The sequence below is a fragment of the Streptomyces sp. NPDC107538 genome (assembly GCF_055657445.1).
In genome coordinates this window covers 633,520-649,981 of sequence record NZ_JBVKAY010000005.1, presented here as the reverse complement: position 1 = coordinate 649,981, position 16,462 = coordinate 633,520, and the positions used below count along the sequence as shown (strand labels likewise).

17 protein-coding genes are annotated in these 16,462 nt (G+C 71.9%); 8 read left to right on the top strand and 9 right to left on the bottom strand.

Features of this window, described 5'->3' with window-relative positions; translation table 11 throughout:
• Positions 1-294: 294 nt before the first annotated feature.
• Complete coding sequence (locus ACZ7MG_RS21345) at positions 295-909, bottom strand: DinB family protein (RefSeq protein ID WP_471395591.1); 615 nt, start codon at positions 907-909, stop codon at positions 295-297.
• A gap of 90 nt (positions 910-999) precedes the next feature.
• Here ACZ7MG_RS21345 and ACZ7MG_RS21340 point away from each other — a divergent pair, with 90 nt between their 5' ends.
• Positions 1,000-1,371 carry a hypothetical protein gene (locus tag ACZ7MG_RS21340; RefSeq protein ID WP_471395590.1) on the top strand — a complete coding sequence of 124 codons (372 nt, stop codon included), beginning with the start codon at positions 1,000-1,002 and terminating at the stop codon, positions 1,369-1,371.
• Between the two features lie 20 nt (positions 1,372-1,391).
• Here ACZ7MG_RS21340 and ACZ7MG_RS21335 read toward each other — a convergent pair whose 3' ends face one another.
• Both ACZ7MG_RS21335 and ACZ7MG_RS21330 read right to left on the bottom strand, forming a co-directional pair.
• Positions 1,392-2,318: a GNAT family N-acetyltransferase gene (locus tag ACZ7MG_RS21335; protein WP_471395589.1), complete on the bottom strand. Its 927-nt coding sequence runs from the start codon at positions 2,316-2,318 to the stop codon at positions 1,392-1,394.
• A 99-nt stretch (positions 2,319-2,417) separates the two neighbouring features.
• Entirely contained in the window at positions 2,418-3,743 is a 1,326-nt protein-coding gene (locus ACZ7MG_RS21330; RefSeq protein ID WP_471395588.1) for an MFS transporter, read from the bottom strand.
• 188 nt (positions 3,744-3,931) lie between these two features.
• Here ACZ7MG_RS21330 and ACZ7MG_RS21325 point away from each other — a divergent pair, with 188 nt between their 5' ends.
• Positions 3,932-4,975: an ArsR/SmtB family transcription factor gene (locus tag ACZ7MG_RS21325; RefSeq protein WP_471395587.1), complete on the top strand. Its 1,044-nt coding sequence runs from the start codon at positions 3,932-3,934 to the stop codon at positions 4,973-4,975.
• Here ACZ7MG_RS21325 and ACZ7MG_RS21320 read toward each other — a convergent pair.
• The gene (locus tag ACZ7MG_RS21320) at positions 4,938-5,450 is read right to left on the bottom strand and encodes an NUDIX domain-containing protein (RefSeq protein ID WP_471395662.1); all 513 of its coding nucleotides are present in this window, start codon (positions 5,448-5,450) and stop codon (positions 4,938-4,940) included. The two genes, ACZ7MG_RS21325 and ACZ7MG_RS21320, sit on opposite strands and share 38 nt — an antisense overlap.
• A gap of 117 nt (positions 5,451-5,567) precedes the next feature.
• Here ACZ7MG_RS21320 and ACZ7MG_RS21315 point away from each other — a divergent pair, with 117 nt between their 5' ends.
• The 3 genes from ACZ7MG_RS21315 to ACZ7MG_RS21305 all read left to right on the top strand — a co-directional run bounded on the left by ACZ7MG_RS21315 (position 5,568) and on the right by ACZ7MG_RS21305 (position 7,367).
• On the top strand, positions 5,568-6,059 hold the full coding sequence (locus ACZ7MG_RS21315) for a helix-turn-helix domain-containing protein (RefSeq protein WP_471395586.1): 492 nt from the start codon (positions 5,568-5,570) through the stop codon (positions 6,057-6,059).
• Positions 6,060-6,177: 118 nt separating this feature from the next.
• Entirely contained in the window at positions 6,178-6,786 is a 609-nt protein-coding gene (locus ACZ7MG_RS21310) for a hypothetical protein (protein ID WP_471395585.1), read from the top strand.
• A 227-nt stretch (positions 6,787-7,013) separates the two neighbouring features.
• A complete protein-coding gene (locus ACZ7MG_RS21305; protein WP_471395584.1) occupies positions 7,014-7,367 on the top strand; it encodes a DUF2516 family protein in 354 nt (117 codons plus the stop codon).
• Between the two features lie 12 nt (positions 7,368-7,379).
• On the opposite strand, the gene ACZ7MG_RS21300 is transcribed toward ACZ7MG_RS21305, so the two are convergent.
• The 3 genes from ACZ7MG_RS21300 to ACZ7MG_RS21290 all read right to left on the bottom strand — a co-directional run bounded on the left by ACZ7MG_RS21300 (position 7,380) and on the right by ACZ7MG_RS21290 (position 11,528).
• Positions 7,380-8,843 (bottom strand): PP2C family protein-serine/threonine phosphatase, encoded by a 1,464-nt coding sequence (locus tag ACZ7MG_RS21300; protein ID WP_471395583.1) that lies wholly within the window; start codon positions 8,841-8,843, stop codon positions 7,380-7,382.
• Positions 8,844-9,244: 401 nt separating this feature from the next.
• Entirely contained in the window at positions 9,245-10,375 is a 1,131-nt protein-coding gene (locus ACZ7MG_RS21295) for a C40 family peptidase (RefSeq protein WP_471395582.1), read from the bottom strand.
• A 307-nt stretch (positions 10,376-10,682) separates the two neighbouring features.
• The gene (locus tag ACZ7MG_RS21290; protein ID WP_471395581.1) at positions 10,683-11,528 is read right to left on the bottom strand and encodes a class I SAM-dependent methyltransferase; all 846 of its coding nucleotides are present in this window, start codon (positions 11,526-11,528) and stop codon (positions 10,683-10,685) included.
• A gap of 222 nt (positions 11,529-11,750) precedes the next feature.
• On the opposite strand from ACZ7MG_RS21290, the gene mshA reads away from it, so the two are divergent.
• Positions 11,751-13,091 carry a D-inositol-3-phosphate glycosyltransferase gene (gene mshA / locus ACZ7MG_RS21285; RefSeq protein ID WP_471395580.1) on the top strand — a complete coding sequence of 447 codons (1,341 nt, stop codon included), beginning with the start codon at positions 11,751-11,753 and terminating at the stop codon, positions 13,089-13,091.
• Positions 13,092-13,129: 38 nt separating this feature from the next.
• On the top strand, positions 13,130-13,708 hold the full coding sequence (locus tag ACZ7MG_RS21280; protein ID WP_471395579.1) for a type III secretion system chaperone family protein: 579 nt from the start codon (positions 13,130-13,132) through the stop codon (positions 13,706-13,708).
• Here the strand turns inward: ACZ7MG_RS21280 and ACZ7MG_RS21275 are convergent.
• Positions 13,674-14,504, bottom strand: coding sequence for a helix-turn-helix transcriptional regulator (locus tag ACZ7MG_RS21275; RefSeq protein WP_471395578.1), 831 nt, complete (start codon positions 14,502-14,504; stop codon positions 13,674-13,676). The genes ACZ7MG_RS21280 and ACZ7MG_RS21275 overlap by 35 nt on opposite strands.
• Here ACZ7MG_RS21275 and ACZ7MG_RS21270 point away from each other — a divergent pair.
• Positions 14,503-15,036, top strand: a complete 534-nt coding sequence (locus ACZ7MG_RS21270; RefSeq protein ID WP_471395577.1) for a DUF2000 family protein — start codon at positions 14,503-14,505, stop codon at positions 15,034-15,036. The genes ACZ7MG_RS21275 and ACZ7MG_RS21270 overlap by 2 nt on opposite strands.
• A gap of 41 nt (positions 15,037-15,077) precedes the next feature.
• On the opposite strand, the gene ACZ7MG_RS21265 is transcribed toward ACZ7MG_RS21270, so the two are convergent.
• A complete protein-coding gene (locus ACZ7MG_RS21265) occupies positions 15,078-16,415 on the bottom strand; it encodes an MDR family MFS transporter (protein WP_471395576.1) in 1,338 nt (445 codons plus the stop codon).
• Positions 16,416-16,462: the final 47 nt, after the last annotated feature.

The following is a 16,462-nucleotide window of genomic DNA, read 5'->3' as shown; positions in this document are numbered from 1 at the left end:
AGGGTTCAACGCGTGTGAAAGGAACACCAAGGGCGCCAAGGACACCAAGGACACCAACGGGTGTCGAAGGAACTCGGAAGAAAGAGAATGGTGTTCGGTGCGCGGAACCTCGGTTGGCAGGCGGGCTCCTGGCCCGCCCCGGCCTCACTCGGAGGCCGGGTAACCGATCCGCTCACGGCCCAAGGCCGACCCGGCAGTCATGCGGTCAACAGTAGGGGCAGAGAGTGCGGCGGGGCAATGTGTATTCGGCCGGAATTCCGGCGCGTTCCGGAAGGTGCCTTTCCACCGGCCCGGTCACGCCTTTCCCTCGGCCTCCTTGGCCGCCCGTTCCAGGGCCGTCTGTTCCAGCCGGTCGCGATAACGCTCCCACCACGTCGGGTCGTTCGACGGGATGCTGGTGTTGTGCTCGTTCATTCCGACCGCGCCGTCGAGGAGTTCCCGGAGGATGTCGGCGTGCCCGGCGTGCCGGTGGGTGTCGGCGATCACGCGGACGACGGCGTGGTGCAGTGTCACCTCGTCCCGGTCGTCGGGCCACCACGGCACCCGGCCGACGGTGTCCAGCGGCAGCGCCTCGATCGTCGCGTCGGCGTGCGCCCAGGCGCGGCGGTACAGGCCCACGATGTCCTCGCGGGACTCCTCGGCGGTGGCCCACATGTCCGCGTTGGGTACGGCGTCGGCGTCGAGCCAGGGCAGCGCCTCGCCGGACGGGCGTCCGAAGGTGTCGCCGAGGTAGCCGAGTTCGACCCCGGCCGCGTGCTTCAGCAGCCCCAGGAGATTGGTGCCGGTCGGCGTCAGCGGGCGACGGGCGTCGTACTCCGACAGTCCGTCGAGCTTCCACAGCAGCGCGTCGCGCGCGGACCGCAGATAGAAGAGGAGGTCGGCCTTGGCGTCCGAGGTGGTGGCGGTCATGAGGCAAGTCTGCCGCGCACGGGCTGCTCCTTGTCCACCGCGTTTCACCCACGGCCGCCTTGGACCGTTCCGGTCCGTAGGCTCATGGCCATGGAAGCGTTCTTACCGTTCCTGATCTCGGTGGTCGGCTTCGCGGTGGCGCTGGGGCCCTTTGTGTGGCTGGGGGTGCGTATCCGCCGCCGGGGCGTCGGCGGCGGGGCGATGAACGGCGCGCTGGCCGCGTACGAGGAGGCGTTCCGCGCCACCGCGCACGCCTCCCACGTCGAGATCCAGGCCCAGGCCCAGCGCAGGGCGCCGCTTCTGTCCCCCGACGACCACTGGCCCCGAAGCCCCGGCCGGGCGACGGCCGCCCGCACCGGAGCGTCGAGGGCATCGTCGTCGGCGTCGGCGTCCCGTACGCGCCCGGGCCGAGCCCGCCGAGGCCTACGCCGCTGGGCGGGCCGCCTGAAGCCGGGCCGCTGACCCGGGAACGCCGTGCCGCGTCAGTCGCCCTCGGCTACCTCGGCTACCTCGGCCACCTCGTCTGCTTCGTCTGCGGCGGACGGGAACTCGTACACGGTGTAGTCGGTGAGGCGGACGTATCCGAGGCGCTGGTACAGGGCGTTGCTGGTGGCGTTGTTGGGGTCCGTGAACAGCACGACGTCCGTCGCGCCGGCGGCCAGCGCGGCGCGGCTCGTCTCGACGGTGACGGCACCGGCGTAGCCGCGGCCCCGGAGGTGGGCCGGAGTGTAGACGGGGTCCACCCGGATCATGCCGCCGACGATCGAGGTCGCGGCCGCCATGGAGACGGGGGTGCCGTCCGGGGTCTCCCAGAACGTGTAGTGCCGGTCGCCGAAGCGGGAGTCGTCCCAGGAACCGGCGTCGATCAGGTCGATGGAGACCTGCTCCCCGACGGCGACGCAGAACTCACGGCAGAAGCGGATGAGTTGCTCCCGGTCCCGCTCGCCCACGACGCGCCCCCGGCCCTCCGGGAACGGCTCCTGCGGGGTGAGCGTGCCGAGGCGGTAGAGATGGAGCCGCGTGGTGGCCACGGCCTTGGCACCGCTCCGCCGCTGCCAGGCCTCGGCGAAGGCGGTGGACGTGTCGTGGTCCGCGCTGACACCGGGGACGGGGTGGCCGAGGTCGACCAGCCGGGCGGCGAGCGCGTCGGCCTGCTCGCGCGTGGCGGGGGTGAGGCTCAGGAACGAGGCGGGGGTGCGCTGGATGAAGGCGGCGTGCACCTCACCGTCCCGCTCCAGTCGGCCGAATACAGCCGCTTCGGAGCCGCGCGCGGCCACCCCGTTCGCCCGGTACTTCTCGGTCACCGTCAACTGCATGGTGTGCAGGGCGGGGCGCGAACGCAGAAACTCCCCAGCTCGGGCGTGAAAGTCATGAACGTCTTCGGTGAGTAGCCAGTCATCAAAGCGCATGCCCCATGCTCCCCGACCCCACCACCCCGACCGGACTTTCCAGCCAGCCGGGCCCACACCCCGACGCGGGTGGACCCGACCGGCTCGCCCCGCCCCGCCCTAGTCGGTGGCGCTGGGCTCAGGCTCGGCGCCCGGCGGGGTGGCGGAACGCGGGCCGGGACTACCCGCGGGCGCGGAATCGGAAGGTGTGAGGGGAACGAGGGCGGCCGACCGCCGCTCGCCCTGCCGGTGGCTTGCCGCGAGGACCAGAGTCACGGCGACGGACGCGGTGGCCATCAGGGTCATCGCCGGGGCCGGAGAGGCCAGTTGGGCGAGGGCGCCCGCGAGGACCGCGCCGATGCCCTGCATGGCGGCCATACCGGTGGCGTGCAGACCGAGAGCCTGGCCCGCGAGGTCGTCGGGGGTCAGGGACATCAGACGCTCTTGCAGCACCAGGCTCGCGGCGAAGCCCACGGAGGCGACGGTGACCGCCACGGCCGACAGCGCCACTCCCGGCCGGAGGACGAAGAACAGATACGGCACCGCCAGCAGCAGCCGCAGCGGTGTCGCCAGCCGGGGCCGCAGCGCGGGCGGTACCAGGCGGCCCACCGCCAGATCGCCCACGAACATGCCCAGCGCCCCGCACGCGTACAGCATGCCCGCGGCCTCGGGGGCGTAGGAGATGTAGAGCGAATCGCCGCCCACCACCAGGCCGTTGGGAACCCACAGGCCCAGATACGTCAGGCGGCGCGGGCGGGAGGACCACAGGAGGGCGTTGGTCCGCCAGGTCGCCGCGACGGACGGGCGGCCGGCCGAACGCGGCGGGCGGGCCGTGAGGCCGAGCCGGGTGACGACGGCAGACAGCGCGTACAGCGCCGCCGCGAGGAGCAGGCACGTCCGGGGCGATAGCGACGTCAGCAGCGCGCCACCCGCGGCGAAACCGGTCACCTGTGTCAGGCCCCAGAGCATGTTGAACACCGACCGGCCCAGGACGTACCCGTCCTGGCCCCGCACGCTCCCTCGTCCGCCGACGCGGTCGGGCCCACCTCCCTCGCCCTTGAGGATCTCGTTCAGCAGTCCCCCGCGCACGCCGCCGCCCAGCGACGCGACGAGGCCTTGCAGGAGGAGGACGGCGAAGACCGCGCCGACCGGCAGACCGGGCAGCGCCAGTACCGCCGTACCGGCCGCGAAGGCGAGGGCGAGGCCGGACAGAGCCGCACGCGGGGGCAGGCGGTCGGCGCCCGAGAGCAGGAACACGCCTCCCAGCAGCTGCGCCAGTTGCGGGGCGAACATGCTCACCGCCGACAGGAACGGCGAGCCGGTGGCCCGGTAGACCATCGTGCCGAGGGCCAGACCGCCGATCGTCTGGGCGGCGGCGAACGCGGCGAAGGAGAGCAGGAACGGGGTGAACTCCGGAGTGCGGAACAGGGAGCGGTAGCTGCGCATGCGTCGAAGTCTCGGAGCGGCCGGGGGCGTTGTTCACTGTTTCGCCGAGACGCGAAACGTCGTGGGTGGGCTCGTGGGTGGGCTCGTGGGCGGGGAGCCGGACGAGGTCGTATGCGGGCGGTCGGCGGTTCGTGCGCGCGAGCCCCACCGCGGTCGTACGCATACGCAGGGGCTCTAAGGTCGTGCGCATGGGCCTGTGGCAGATCGACACCGACACCCTCGCCCACAGCCGGTTCGAACTCTCGCCGTTCGCCGAGACCTTCGCGAGCCTGCGGCTCCTGCACGCGGGGACCGGTGCCCATCCGGGCGAGGAGGAATGGCTGCGCACACACCTGCCCGGCTACCGCGCACGCCTCGCGGCCGACCCGGTGGTCGCGGCGCTCGTCCGGTCGACCCTGAGCCCGTCCTGGATCGCCGACTTCTTCTGCCCCACCTCGTGCGTGGGGGAGGGCTTCGAGGAGACCGTGGCCCGGGTACGGGCGGCCGGGCCCGAGGAGGCACGCGCCAACCTTCGCGTGTCCCTCCGGGGCCCGCTTCCCGCCGTCCTGGAGCGCGACGACCTGCCCGAGCGGGCGGCGGCACTCCTGACGTACGTCTGGGAGGAGACCGTACGGCCGTACTGGGCGCACCGGCGCCGTGTCCTGGAGGCGGACGTGGTCGCGCGCACCGCCCGGGTGAGCCGGGGCGGCTGGGCGGCGGTGCTCGACTCGCTGCGGCCGGGGACGCGGTGGCTCGGGGAGAGCCGGTTCCAGGTCAACCTGAACGCGTATCCGCCGCGCGAGGTCGCCGCCGGGGCCGAACTGCTGTTCATGCCGGTGACGCCGAGGACGGGGTGGGTGTCGTGGGAGGGGCGGGAGCGGTACGCCGTCGTCTACCCGTGTCTCGGGGTGCTCGCCGAGGACCACGACCGGCGCCCGGTCCCGGCCGGGCTCGGCGCGCTCATCGGAACCGCCCGTGCCGGCCTGCTGACCCTGCTCGCGACCCCCATGAGCACGACCCAACTGGTCGCCGTCACCGGCCAGGGCCTGGGTTCGGTGGGCCGTCACCTGCGCGTCCTGCTGGACGCGGGCCTGGTCGAACGGCGACGGGCCGGCCGATCCGTCCTGTATGCCCGGACGACGACGGGGGAGGCACTTCTGGAGGCGTCGGGCGGGTGTCGGACGGGCGTCGGGCGTCGGCGGTCGGCGGACCGTGTCAGGGCTGCGCGGCCCGGAACGCGAGGTACCGGCTGAAGGCTGCGTGGCTGTCGGGAGTGAAACGCCACTCCTGCAGGGCCGACCGTAGCTCCGACTCCGTCAGCCAGCCATGCCAGACGACCTCATCGGGATCGGCGGTCACGGCGTCCGGCACCACGGCTTCGTGCACGCCGAGCCAGTGCGGGCTCAGACCGCCGCGGTTGAGGAACGTGAACAGCAAGCGCGGCAGCACACGGACGCCCAGCTCTTCGGCCAGCTCCCGCGCGGCGGCCTGTTCATAGGACTCGCCGACACCCACCGCGCCACCGACCACGATCTCGTAGAGCCCGGGGAAGCGCGACAATCGCTCCGACCGCCGATGGACGAGGATCCGCCCACGCCTATCACGACACACCGTCACCGCGACCCGGTGCGGCCAACCCTCCCGGACGGCCTGCCGACGGCTGACCACCACCCCCAGCACATGATCCTGATCGTCGACCCGCTCCACCAGTTCATCCACGACGGACAGGCTGGCAGAGCCCACTGACAACGCCGCTTCCCGGCGATGCGACACCGCGCAGTGGTCTAGCGCACTTTTGCAAGCGGGTGCTTGCAATAGTTAGCGGGGGTGGGGCATGGTGGAGGCATGGCATCGCTCAACGTCGGCAATCTCGGTGAGTACCTGCGTGAACAGCGGCGAAACGCGCAGCTGTCGCTCAGGCAGCTCGCCGACGCCGCCGGGGTGTCCAATCCGTATCTGAGCCAGATCGAGCGCGGGCTGCGCAAGCCGAGCGCGGAGGTGCTGCAGCAGGTCGCCAAGGCGCTGCGGATCTCCGCGGAGACGCTGTACGTCCGGGCCGGCATCCTCGACGCCGAGCGGGATCGCGACGAGGTGGAGACACGTGCGGTCATCCTCGCCGATCCCACGCTGAACGAGCGGCAGAAGCAGGTGCTGCTCCAGATCTACGAGTCCTTCCGCAAGGAGAACGGGTTCGAGATCGAAGCCGAAGGCGATGGGGAAGGCGAAGGCGAAGGCGAAGGTGGGCACGGGGTCGGGCTCGGTTCCGGCGCCGGCGAAGCCTCGGGCCCCGTCGTGGCCGACGGCGGCGATGCCGCTCCGCGTGAGACGGCGAGTTGATGCGCGGAACGGTACGAGTGCCGGCACGAGTACCAGTACCAGGACCAGGAAGCAGTACGAGTACGTAGTACGCGTACGACCAAAACCCTCAGCTGAGAGCAACTCGGAGGACCTCACCATGGCCATCACCGACGACATCCGTAAGGCCGTCACCGACCCGACGCCGTTCTACTTCGCCGCCGGCACCGCCGACCTCGCCCTGCAGCAGGCGAAGAAGGTCCCCGGCATCGTCGAGCAGCTGCGCGCCGAGGCGCCGGCCCGGATCGACGCGGTACGCCAGACCGACCCGAAGGCCGTCCAGGAGAAGGCGACCGCCCGGGTCAAGGAGACCCAGGAGAACCTCTCGACCAAGGTCACCGAGCTGATCGGCACCCTCGACACCGACCTGAAGAAGCTCGGTGAGACCGCCCAGGACCTCGCGCTGCGCAGCGTCGGCGTCGCCGCCGAGTACGCGGTGAAGGCCCGGGAGACGTACGAGAAGGTCGCCGAGCACGGTGAGCAGGCCGTGAAGACCTGGCGTGGCGAGGCCGCGGAGGAGATCGAGGAACTGGCGATCGCCGTCGAGCCGAAGGCCCAGCCGGTCGAGGTCAAGGACGAGCCGGCCGTGAAGCCGGTCCCGGCCCAGGCCCAGGCCGCGCCCGCCCCCGCCGCCAAGAAGGTCGCGCCGAAGAAGGCCCCGGCCCGGAAGCCCACGACCGCGAAGAAGACCACCCCGCCCGCCAAGTAGGCGGCAGGGCGCGTTTCCCAGTGGGCGACATAGCCGACGGCGAGGTCGGCGACAGAGCGAGAGGTGCCCGTGTGGTGCCTCGGAGGTATCGGGGGTACCCGCGCGCCGGGCGCGTGGGACCTCACGGTACGGAGACGGGCCGGGCACCTTTGGGGTGGCCGGCCCGTTCTACGGGTACGGTGGCCGCGTAGGGGTCGGCAGTCGAGAGAGCGAACGGAACGGGTGGTGTGAGCGGCATGCTGATGACGGGCTTCGCGGGGTTCCTGGGACTTCTGAAGATCGTCCTGATGGCCCTCGCCGCGTTCGGGCTGTTCGACGCCGCGTTCCGGCGTGAGGACGCGTTCCGTGCGGCGGACAAGCAGACCAAGGTGTTCTGGCTGATCATCCTCGGGATCGCCCTCGTCGTGAGCTATCTGTTCTCGATCCTGTCGTTCCTGCCGATCATCGGTGTCATCGCGAGCATCGTGTACATCGTGGATGTGCGGCCCGCGGTCAAGCAGGTCTCCGGCGGTGGAGGCGGCGGCGGTCGCCGCGGCTCCAGCAGCGACGGTCCGTACGGGCCGTACAACGGCGGTCGGTGACCTCCCGGGAGGTCAGCCCTCCCGGTCCCGGTCCAGTAGGAGGACCGCCACGTCGTCGGTCAGTTCGCCGCCGTTGAGGTCGCGGACCTCGTTCACCGCCGCGCGCAGCAGATCCTCGCCGCGCAGACCCTCGGTGAGCTGGCGGCGGACCATCTCCACCATGCCGTCCTGGCCGAGCCGCTCTTTGCCCTGGCCGATCCGGCCCTCTATCAGGCCGTCGGTGTAGAGCATCAGACTCCAGGCGGCGCCCAGCTCGATCTGGGTGCGGGGCCAGCGGGCGTTCGGGAGCAGGCCGAGGGCGGGGCCGCCGTTGTCGTACGGCAGCAGCTCGGCCGGTGGGGTGGGCAGGCCGTCGCGGCCGTGGCGGACGATCAGCGGGGCCGGGTGGCCGGCCAGGCACAGGCCCGCGCGGCGACCGTCGGGGGCGATGTCGACCGTGCAGAGCGTCGCGAAGATCTCGTCGCTCTCGCGCTCGTGCTCCAGGACGCGCTGGAGCGTGGACAGCAGCTCGTCGCCGCACAGCCCCGCGAACGTCAGCGCCCGCCAGGCGATCCGCAGCTCCACACCGAGCGCCGCCTCGTCGGGGCCGTGCCCGCAGACGTCGCCGATCATCACGTGCACGGTGCCGTCCGGGGTGCGGACGGTGTCGTAGAAGTCGCCGCCGAGCAGCGCGCGCGAACGGCCGGGCCGGTAGCGGGCGGCGAACCGCAGGGACGAACCCTCCAGCAGGGGCGTCGGCAGCAGGCCGCGCTCCAGCCGGGCGTTCTCCTGGGCGCGCAGCTTGGACTCCGTGAGCCGGCGCTCGGCCGTGTCCGACCGCTTGCGCTCCACCGCGTAGCGGATCGCGCGGCTCAGCAGGCGGCCGTCCACTTCGTCCCGGAAAAGGTAGTCCTGGGCGCCGACTCGGACCGCCTCCGTGCCGCGTTCGGCGTCGCCGGAGTCGGTGAGGGCCAGGACGGCGTGGCGGGGGGCCAGCTCCAGGACGTGTTTGAGGACGGCGAGTTCGTCGTCGGGGCGGTCGGCGGCCTCGGGGTCCGCGTCGGGCTCCGCGGGGGTGGGGCGGGCCGGGGCCGGGAGTGCCAGGTCCAGGAGGATGCAGTTCACGTCGTCGGTCAGCAGCCGCTGGGCCTCGGTGAGGTTGCGGGCGGTGCGGACGCGGATCGGCTTGCCCGCGGAGTCGAGCAGTTCGGGCACATTGAGGGAGCCCGCCGGGTCGTCCTCGATGAGGAGGACCGTGAGGTTGGTGGGGCCGCCGGGCTGTGCGGTCGGGCCGACGGGGCCCGGGGCCGCCGGGCCGGCGCCCGGGGCGCGGTCGCCGGTGGGGCCGGGCGGGTTTGTGGAGTTGTGTGCAGGGGCCAGGGCCGAGGCGTTCATGGCAGCCCCCTCTCCGGACGGTCCGCTGGGTGCGGACACGGCGTGCGCCTGACCACTTTCCACGGCCGGGATCGCTCTCTGCCGCGGTACGGGTACGGGCATCGTGTTGGGTTCCTTCCCTCCCCCCGAGGGCACGGCGGGGCGAGGGACCTCGACCCACCGACGGGGACCATAGCGCCCGGCGCCGCCGCAACGGAATGGTCGGCGGGGCGCCGGGCGGCAAACGGCCGGTGTCATATGCCGCATCCTGTACCGCACTTGGACATGGCAGGGCTTTCTCCTGGGATGACGAATGTCACGCGGTGGGGGTTGAGCGGGGGCGGGGAAGGTGGTGAGAGTCACGTGGGGTGGGTCACTTGGGGGTGGGGGTGTCAGCGGGGGCTGCGCCCCTTCGGCCCCGCCCGTGCGCGTGGGCGTTCGCCGCGCCCTCACGGGGCTCCGCCCCGGACCTCCCGCCAAGGGCGCTGCGCCCCCTGACCCCGCTGGTTTCCAGCCCCGGCCGCTCACGCGTCCGGTCGTACGACTCCCAGGATCTGCATCGTCCCCGCGCCCGCGATCGTCACCTTTCGGTTCGGTCGGGGGGCGTGGACCATGGAGCCGTTGCCCAGGTACATGGCGACGTGGCTCGCGTCGGCGTTGTAGATGATCAGGTCGCCGGGGCGCATGTCCTGGATGTCGATGTGCTTGAGCCGGCGCCACTGCTCCTGGGAGGTGCGGGGGACGGTCAGGCCGGCGGCGGCCCAGGCCTGGCTGGTGAGGCCGGAGCAGTCGTACGTGTCGGGGCCCTCGGCGCCCCATTCGTACCACTTGCCTATCTGGTCCGTCGCGAACTTGACGGCCTTCTTGCCCTGCGGGGACGCCTTGCCGTTGATCTCGTCGAGGATGCCGGAGTCGAGCCACGCGGCCTGTGACTGCTGCGCGGCCTCCTCCTCCAACTGCGCCAGCCGCTCCCGCTCGTCGTCCTCCAGCTGCGCCTCCAGCTCCTCGGCGGCGGCGATCTGCTTCTTGATCTTCTTCTTGGCCTTCTCCTTGGCCTTGCGGTTGGACTCCAGCTTCTCCCAGCGCGCGGAGGCGTCCTTGGAGTACTGCTCCAAGTCCTGCTGGGTCCGCGTCATTTCGGCGAGCAGACCCTTCGTCGCGAGCTGGCCCTGGCGCACGCGGTCCGCGCCCTCCAGGAAGTCCTGGGGGTTCTCGCTCAGCCACAGCTGCACCTCGGGCGGAAGGCCGCCGCCGCGGTACTGGGCACGGGCCGCGGCGCCGATGAGATCCTGCAGCTTGTCCAGCTTCTGCTGGCCCTTGACGACCTCGTGGGCCAGATCGACGAGCTCCTTCGACTGCTGGTCGGCCTTCTCCTCGGCCGCGTTGTACGCGTCCGTCGCGACCGCCGCGTCGTGGTAGAGGCCCTCCAGCTTGGTGCGTACGGCCTCCAGCTCCTCGTTCGTCACGGGTGTCGACGGAGACGATGACGGCGACGGTGACGTGGACGGCGAGGCGGCGGTGGACGGCGAGGCGCCCGGGGTCGGTTCGGTCGGTTTGGACTGGCTCGCGTACGCGTGCACCGGTGCGCCCAGCACCGTCATCGCGCAGACCACGGCCACGGCCGCCATGGTCAGGTTCCGCTTGCCGGCTCCCATACCCCTTGCCCCCAACCCCATGAAAAAACAGCAGTGGTTAACCGTCAGTAACTTGCCGGTGCCCGGGTGATCGTGTCACGGCGTCGCGGAATACGACAGAGGCGGGCAAGAACTCACGTCTCCTCGCTCCCACTTGCTCCCCTCCTGCTCTCACCTGCGCGACACGGGCCCTGCCTGTGTGACGAACGGCCCGGGGTGATCGTTCCCGTGCGTCGCACATTCGTCGCTCTGAGTTACGGCGACGGCGACAGCGACGGTGGGGTCGCGGGTGCGGGTGCGGGTGCGGGTGCTGGTGCGGGCGCGTGGCTCAGCGCCGTGGCGCCAACGCCTCCCATGCCACCGTGACTTCGCCCTGCCGCCAGCGCGTCACCCCGTCCCGGACCGGCCAGTCCGCGCTCAGGCTGCGGACCGTACGGATCCAGCGCTGGCGCGCGCCGTACGAGGCGTACGGGGCCGCGGCGGCCCAGGCGCGGTCGAAGTCGCGGAGGAAGGCGTGCACCGGTTCGCCGGGGACGTTGCGGTGGATGAGCGCCTTGGGGAGGCGTTCGGCGAGGTCGGAGGGGCGGTCCAGGGAGCCGAGCCGGGTGGCGAAGGTGAGGGTGCGGGGGCCCTCCGGGCCGAGCGCGACCCAGACGTGCCGGCGGCCGATCTCGTCACAGGTGCCCTCCACGAGCAGGCCCCCGGAGGGGGCGGACGGGAAGGGCGACGAAAGGGAGGGCGAGGGAGAAGGGGAGTGGGAAGGGGTGGCTGGTTCGAGGCGGGCGCACAGGCGGTCCCAGACGGCGGCGACCTCGTCCTCGTCGTACTGGCGCAGGACGTTCGCCGCCCGGATCAGGGTCGGGCGGCCCGGCACGGGCACCTCGAAGCCGCCGTGCCGGAAGGTCAGGCCCTCGCACTCGTACGGTTTCGCCGCCGTGACCCGGGCCGGGTCGATCTCGACACCGACCACCTGGGTGCGGGGCGCTGTCGCGCGGAGGCGGTGGAGGAGTTCGACGGCGGTCCAGGGGGCGGCGCCGTAGCCGAGGTCGACGGCGAGGGGGGCGGTGGCGCGGCGGAGTTCGGCGCCGTGCGTCGCCGCGATCCAGCGGTCCATGCGGCGCAGGCGGTTGGGGTTGGTGGTGCCGCGCGTCACGGTGCCGACTGGTCTTGCCATGGGGTGAGCGTATGCCGGTCGGCCGGGGTGGGGTCCTCGGATGGTTTTCGGACGGTCCTCGGATGGTCCCCGGGTGCGATGTCCCCATTTCCTCGAACGGTTGAGCGAAGCTCGGTAATATTTATGCAAAGGGGAAATGGAACAGCCTCCTCCGGCGTTCCCCCTGCCTAGAGGGACCCCACGCCCTCCGAACGGCATGCCCGGAGCGAGGAGGAACGCCACGTGAGCCACTACGTCAGCAGGCTCGGGCGACGCTCCCCGGTCGGCGCGGCGCGGCTGCGGCTGCACCGGAGGCCGCGCCGGGTCGCGATGCTCTCGGTGCACACGTCACCGCTGCACCAGCCCGGCACGGGCGACGCGGGCGGGATGAACGTCTACATCGTCGAGCTGGCGCAGCGGCTGGCCGCGCAGAACATCGAGGTGGAGATCTTCACCCGGGCCACCACCGGCGCCCTGCCCCCCACGGTCGAGCTGGCCCCGGGCGTCCTCGTCCGGCACGTCGACGCGGGCCCGTACGAGGGGCTGGCGAAGGAGGAACTCCCGGCCCAGCTGTGCGCGTTCACGCACGGGGTGATGCAGGCCTGGGCCGGCCACCGCCCCGGCCACTACGACCTCGTCCACTCGCACTACTGGCTCTCCGGCCACGTCGGCTGGCTCGCCGCCGAACGCTGGGGCGTCCCCCTGGTCCACGCCATGCACACCATGGCCAAGGTCAAGAACGCCGCGCTCGCCACCGACGACACCCCCGAGCCCGCCGCCCGCGTCATCGGCGAGACCCAGATCGTCCGCGCCGCCGACCGCCTCATCGCCAACACGGCCGAGGAGGCCGACGAACTCGTCCGCCACTACGAGGCCGACCCGGCCAAGGTCGCCGTCGTCCACCCGGGCGTCAACCTCGACCGCTTCCGCCCGGCCGACGGCCGCGCGGCGGCGCGGGCCCGTCTCGGCCTGCCGCAGGACGCCCTGATCCCCCTCTTCGCCGGCCGTATCCAGCCCCTCAAGGCCCCCGACGTCCTGCTCCGCGCCGTCGCCGTCCTCCTCGACGAGCGCCCCGAGCTGCGCTCGCGGATCGTGGTCCCGGTGGTCGGCGGGCCCAGCGGCAGCGGCCTCGCCAAACCGGAGGGCCTGCAGAAACTGGCCGCGCGGCTCGGCATCGCCGACGTCGTACGGTTCCGGCCGCCGGTCGGGCAGGAGCAGCTCGCGGACTGGTTCCGGGCGGCGTCCGTGCTGGTCATGCCGTCGTACAGCGAGTCCTTCGGGCTGGTCGCGATCGAGGCGCAGGCGGCCGGTACGCCGGTGCTGGCGGCCTCGGTCGGCGGTCTCCCAGTCGCCGTACGGGACGGCGAGACCGGCTTCCTGGTCCCGGGCCACGATCCTGCCGCCTACGCGCGCGTGCTCCGCGATTTCGCCGACGCCCCCGAGCTGCCCGCCCGCATGGGCGCGGCCGCCGCCCGCCACGCCGAGTCCTTCGGCTGGGACAGCTCGGCCGCCGCCACCGCGGACGTGTACACGGCCGCCGTGCACGACCACCGCCGTCAGACGGTGCGGGGCCACTACGGGTGAGTCGCCGGCCTGTCCGTACCGGCGGGTACGCTCGCCCCATGGCTGACAAAGCGTCGATCATCGAGCAGGTGTCGATCATCGAGCAGGTCCTCACCGAGGCCGAGCTGGAGTGGGAGGGTCCGGCGCCCGGCACGTACGTCGTGAAACTCCCCGGCACCCGCAAGCTCTCGACGACGGTCTCCCTGATCGTCGGCCGGCACTCCCTCTCCCTCAACGCCTTCGTGATCCGCCACCCCGACGAGAACGAGGCGGGCGTCCACCGCTGGCTCCTGGAGCGCAACCTCAAGCTGTACGGCGTGAGTTACGCCGTCGACCCGCTCGGCGACATCTACGTCACCGCCCGGCTGCCCCTCTCCGCCGTCACCCCCGACGCCATCGACGGCCTCCTCGGCCAGGTCCTGGAAGCGGCCGACGGCGCCTTCAACACCCTCCTCGAACTGGGCTTCGCCTCCGCGATCCGCCGGGAGTACGCGTGGCGCGTGTCCCGGGGCGAGTCGACGCGCAACCTGGACGCGTTCGCCCACCTGACGCGTGAGGCGACTCCGAATGACAGCCCCCGCAGCCCCCACAGTGGCCCGGCGACTACCGCTGACCGCTCCGATAGCGGCCAGGGGTGACCCCCACCCACCGCTTGAAGTGCCGTGTCAGATGCGCCTGGTCGTAGAAGCCGGCGAGCGCCGCGGCCTCGCCCGGCCGCACCCCGTCCAGCAACAGCCGTCTGGCCCGTTCCACCCGGCGGGACATCAGATACTGGTGCGGCGCGATCCCGAAGGCCGCCCCGAACGCCCGTACGAGATGGGCGGGGTGGGCACGCACCGCCCCCGCGGCCTCCTCCAGTGTCACCCCGTCGGCGATCCGCGCGTCGAGCAGTTCCCGCAGCCGATGGGCGACGGTACGACCGCCGCCGCCCCGAGCTGTCCCGGCGGCCCGTGGACGCAGATGCCCGCGCAGCCGCTCCCCGACGAGGGCGAGCCGGCTCTCCGCCTCCAACTCGTCCCCCGGCCGCGCGAGCGCCGCGTGCAACTGCCCCACCCGTAGCCGCAGCAGCGGATCCCGGAGGTCCGGTTCGTCCACCGCCGCGCCGATGAGACTCTCGTCCAGCTCCAGCGTGCTCGAATCCAGGTCCAGGTACAGCACCCGCTTGCGGAAACCCGCGTCCGTGACCGGCGCCCCGTTGTGCGGCACGTACGGCGGCAACAGCGAGACCGTGTCGTTCGGCGTCCCGTGCTCCTGCCGGTCCAGCTCGTACCGTACGGCCCCGTCGTCCACGATCAGCAGCGTCCACACGTCGTGCACATGCATCGGGTACGCGTACTCCGTGTAGTGCGCGTGGAACACCTCGGCGATGCCGGGCACGCGGGGCCGCCAGGCGGAGACCTCGCGCTGAGGGGATCGCTGCCGCTGGGGGCACATGCAAAGAACGTACAAGACGGGGGCGTACGCCGGTCGACAGTCTCGTCCCATGAACAGCGCGAACAACGTGGACAGTGTGAACAGGGTGAGCAGCGAGACCCCTGTGGACGTGCCGCCCCCCATCCGCTTCGACACCAAGATCGCCGTCGTCCTCCGCGACGACCTCGAGACCTGGCAACGCCTCAACGTCACGTCTTTCCTGGTCAGCGGCCTCGGTCCGACCGTTCCGGAGGTGATCGGCGAGCCGTACGAGGACGCCGACGGCACGGGCTACCTCCCGATGTTCCGCCAGCCGGTCCTCGTCTTCGAGGCCACCAAGGAGGTCCTGAAGGCGGCCCACGCACGGGCGCTGGCCCGTGCCCTGCCCCGCGCCGTCTTCACGTCCGACCTCTTCACCACGGGCAACGACCGCGACAACCGCGCGGCCGTACGAGCGGTGGGCACGGGCGACCTGGACCTGGTCGGGCTGGCGGTGTACGGGCCGCGCAACGGCGTGGACAAGGTGGTGAAGGGGGCGCGGATGCATCCGTGACATCTGTGACATCCGTGCCGACGCCGGTTCGTCGTCGGCACTCAGCCCGAGCCGGTACGGACCTTCGCCGCGTCCGTCTCCGTCTCCGTCTCCGCCGCCTCCGTGGGAGCCGCTGCCTCCGTAGCCGTATCCGTATCCGTATCCGCACCCGTACCGACTTCCGGCGGCATCCGACGCATCAGCGCCCAATACCCCACCCCCGCCACGGTCCCGATCACCGCGCACATCCCCCACAGCCACTCCGCGCCCCACCGGTCGATGACGACACCGGACATGAGCGGAGCGACCAGCGCGGCGACGGACCACGACATCGTGTACATGCCCTGGTAGCGGCCGCGCCCCTGCGCGGGGGAGAGGCGGACGACGAGGCCGGTCTGGGTGGGCGCGTTGACGATCTCGGCGAGGGTCCAGACGCAGACGGTGAGGGCGAAGACGCCGATCGACCCGGCGAAGGCGGTGAGGCCGAAGCCGTACCCGGCGAGCACGGAGGAGACGACGAGGAGCCGCCCCGGATCGCGGTGCTCGATGAACCGGGTGACCGGGATCTGCAGGGCGACGATCAGTACGCCGTTGACGGCGATGGCGAGACCGTAGTCGGCGGGCGTGAAACCGGCCTCGCCCATGGCGACGGGCAGGCCCACCGCCCCCTGCTGGAAGATCAGCGCGACGAGGAAGGACAGCCCCACGACCCCCATGAACCGCCCGTCGCGTACGACGGTCCCGAGCCCGACCGCGCCCGTGCCGCCGCCACCGTCGGCCTTCCCGTCCCCTGCCGTACCGCTGTCGGGCCGTGACTCCGGAAGCTTCAGGAAAACAAGAACCGCGCAGGTCATCGTCATCCCTGCCTCGATCAGGAACCCGGCGCGATAGCTGACCTCGGCGATGAACCCGGCGGCCATGGAGGAGATCGCGAAACCGAGGTTGATGGCCCAGTAGTTGAGGGAGAAGGCGCGGACGCGGTCCTCGGGCCGGACGATGTCGGCCATCATCGCCTGCACGGCGGGGCGGGACGCGTTGCTGGTGGCGCCGACGAGGAAGGCGACGGCTGCGATGGCGACGGGGTGCTGCACGAAGCCGAGGAGCGCGACGGACCCGGCGGTGGACGCCTGGGCGATGAGCAGCGTGGGCCGCCGCCCGAGCCGGTCGGCCATGACCCCGCCGCCGAGCGAGGAGATGACACCGCCGAGGCCGTGCAGCGAGGCGACGAGCCCGGCGTACGAGGCGGAGTAGCCGCGGTCGAGCGTCAGATACAGCGCCATGAAGGTGGCGACGAACGCGCCGAGCCGGTTGACGAGCGTGCTGGTCCACAGCCACCAGAACTCCCGGGGCAGCCCCGAGACGGACTCCCGGACGGCACGTCTGGCAGCGACGAGTGGCATGAGGGTCCCCCACGGACGTAAGTGGCTAACGCGGCGAAGACAACTTA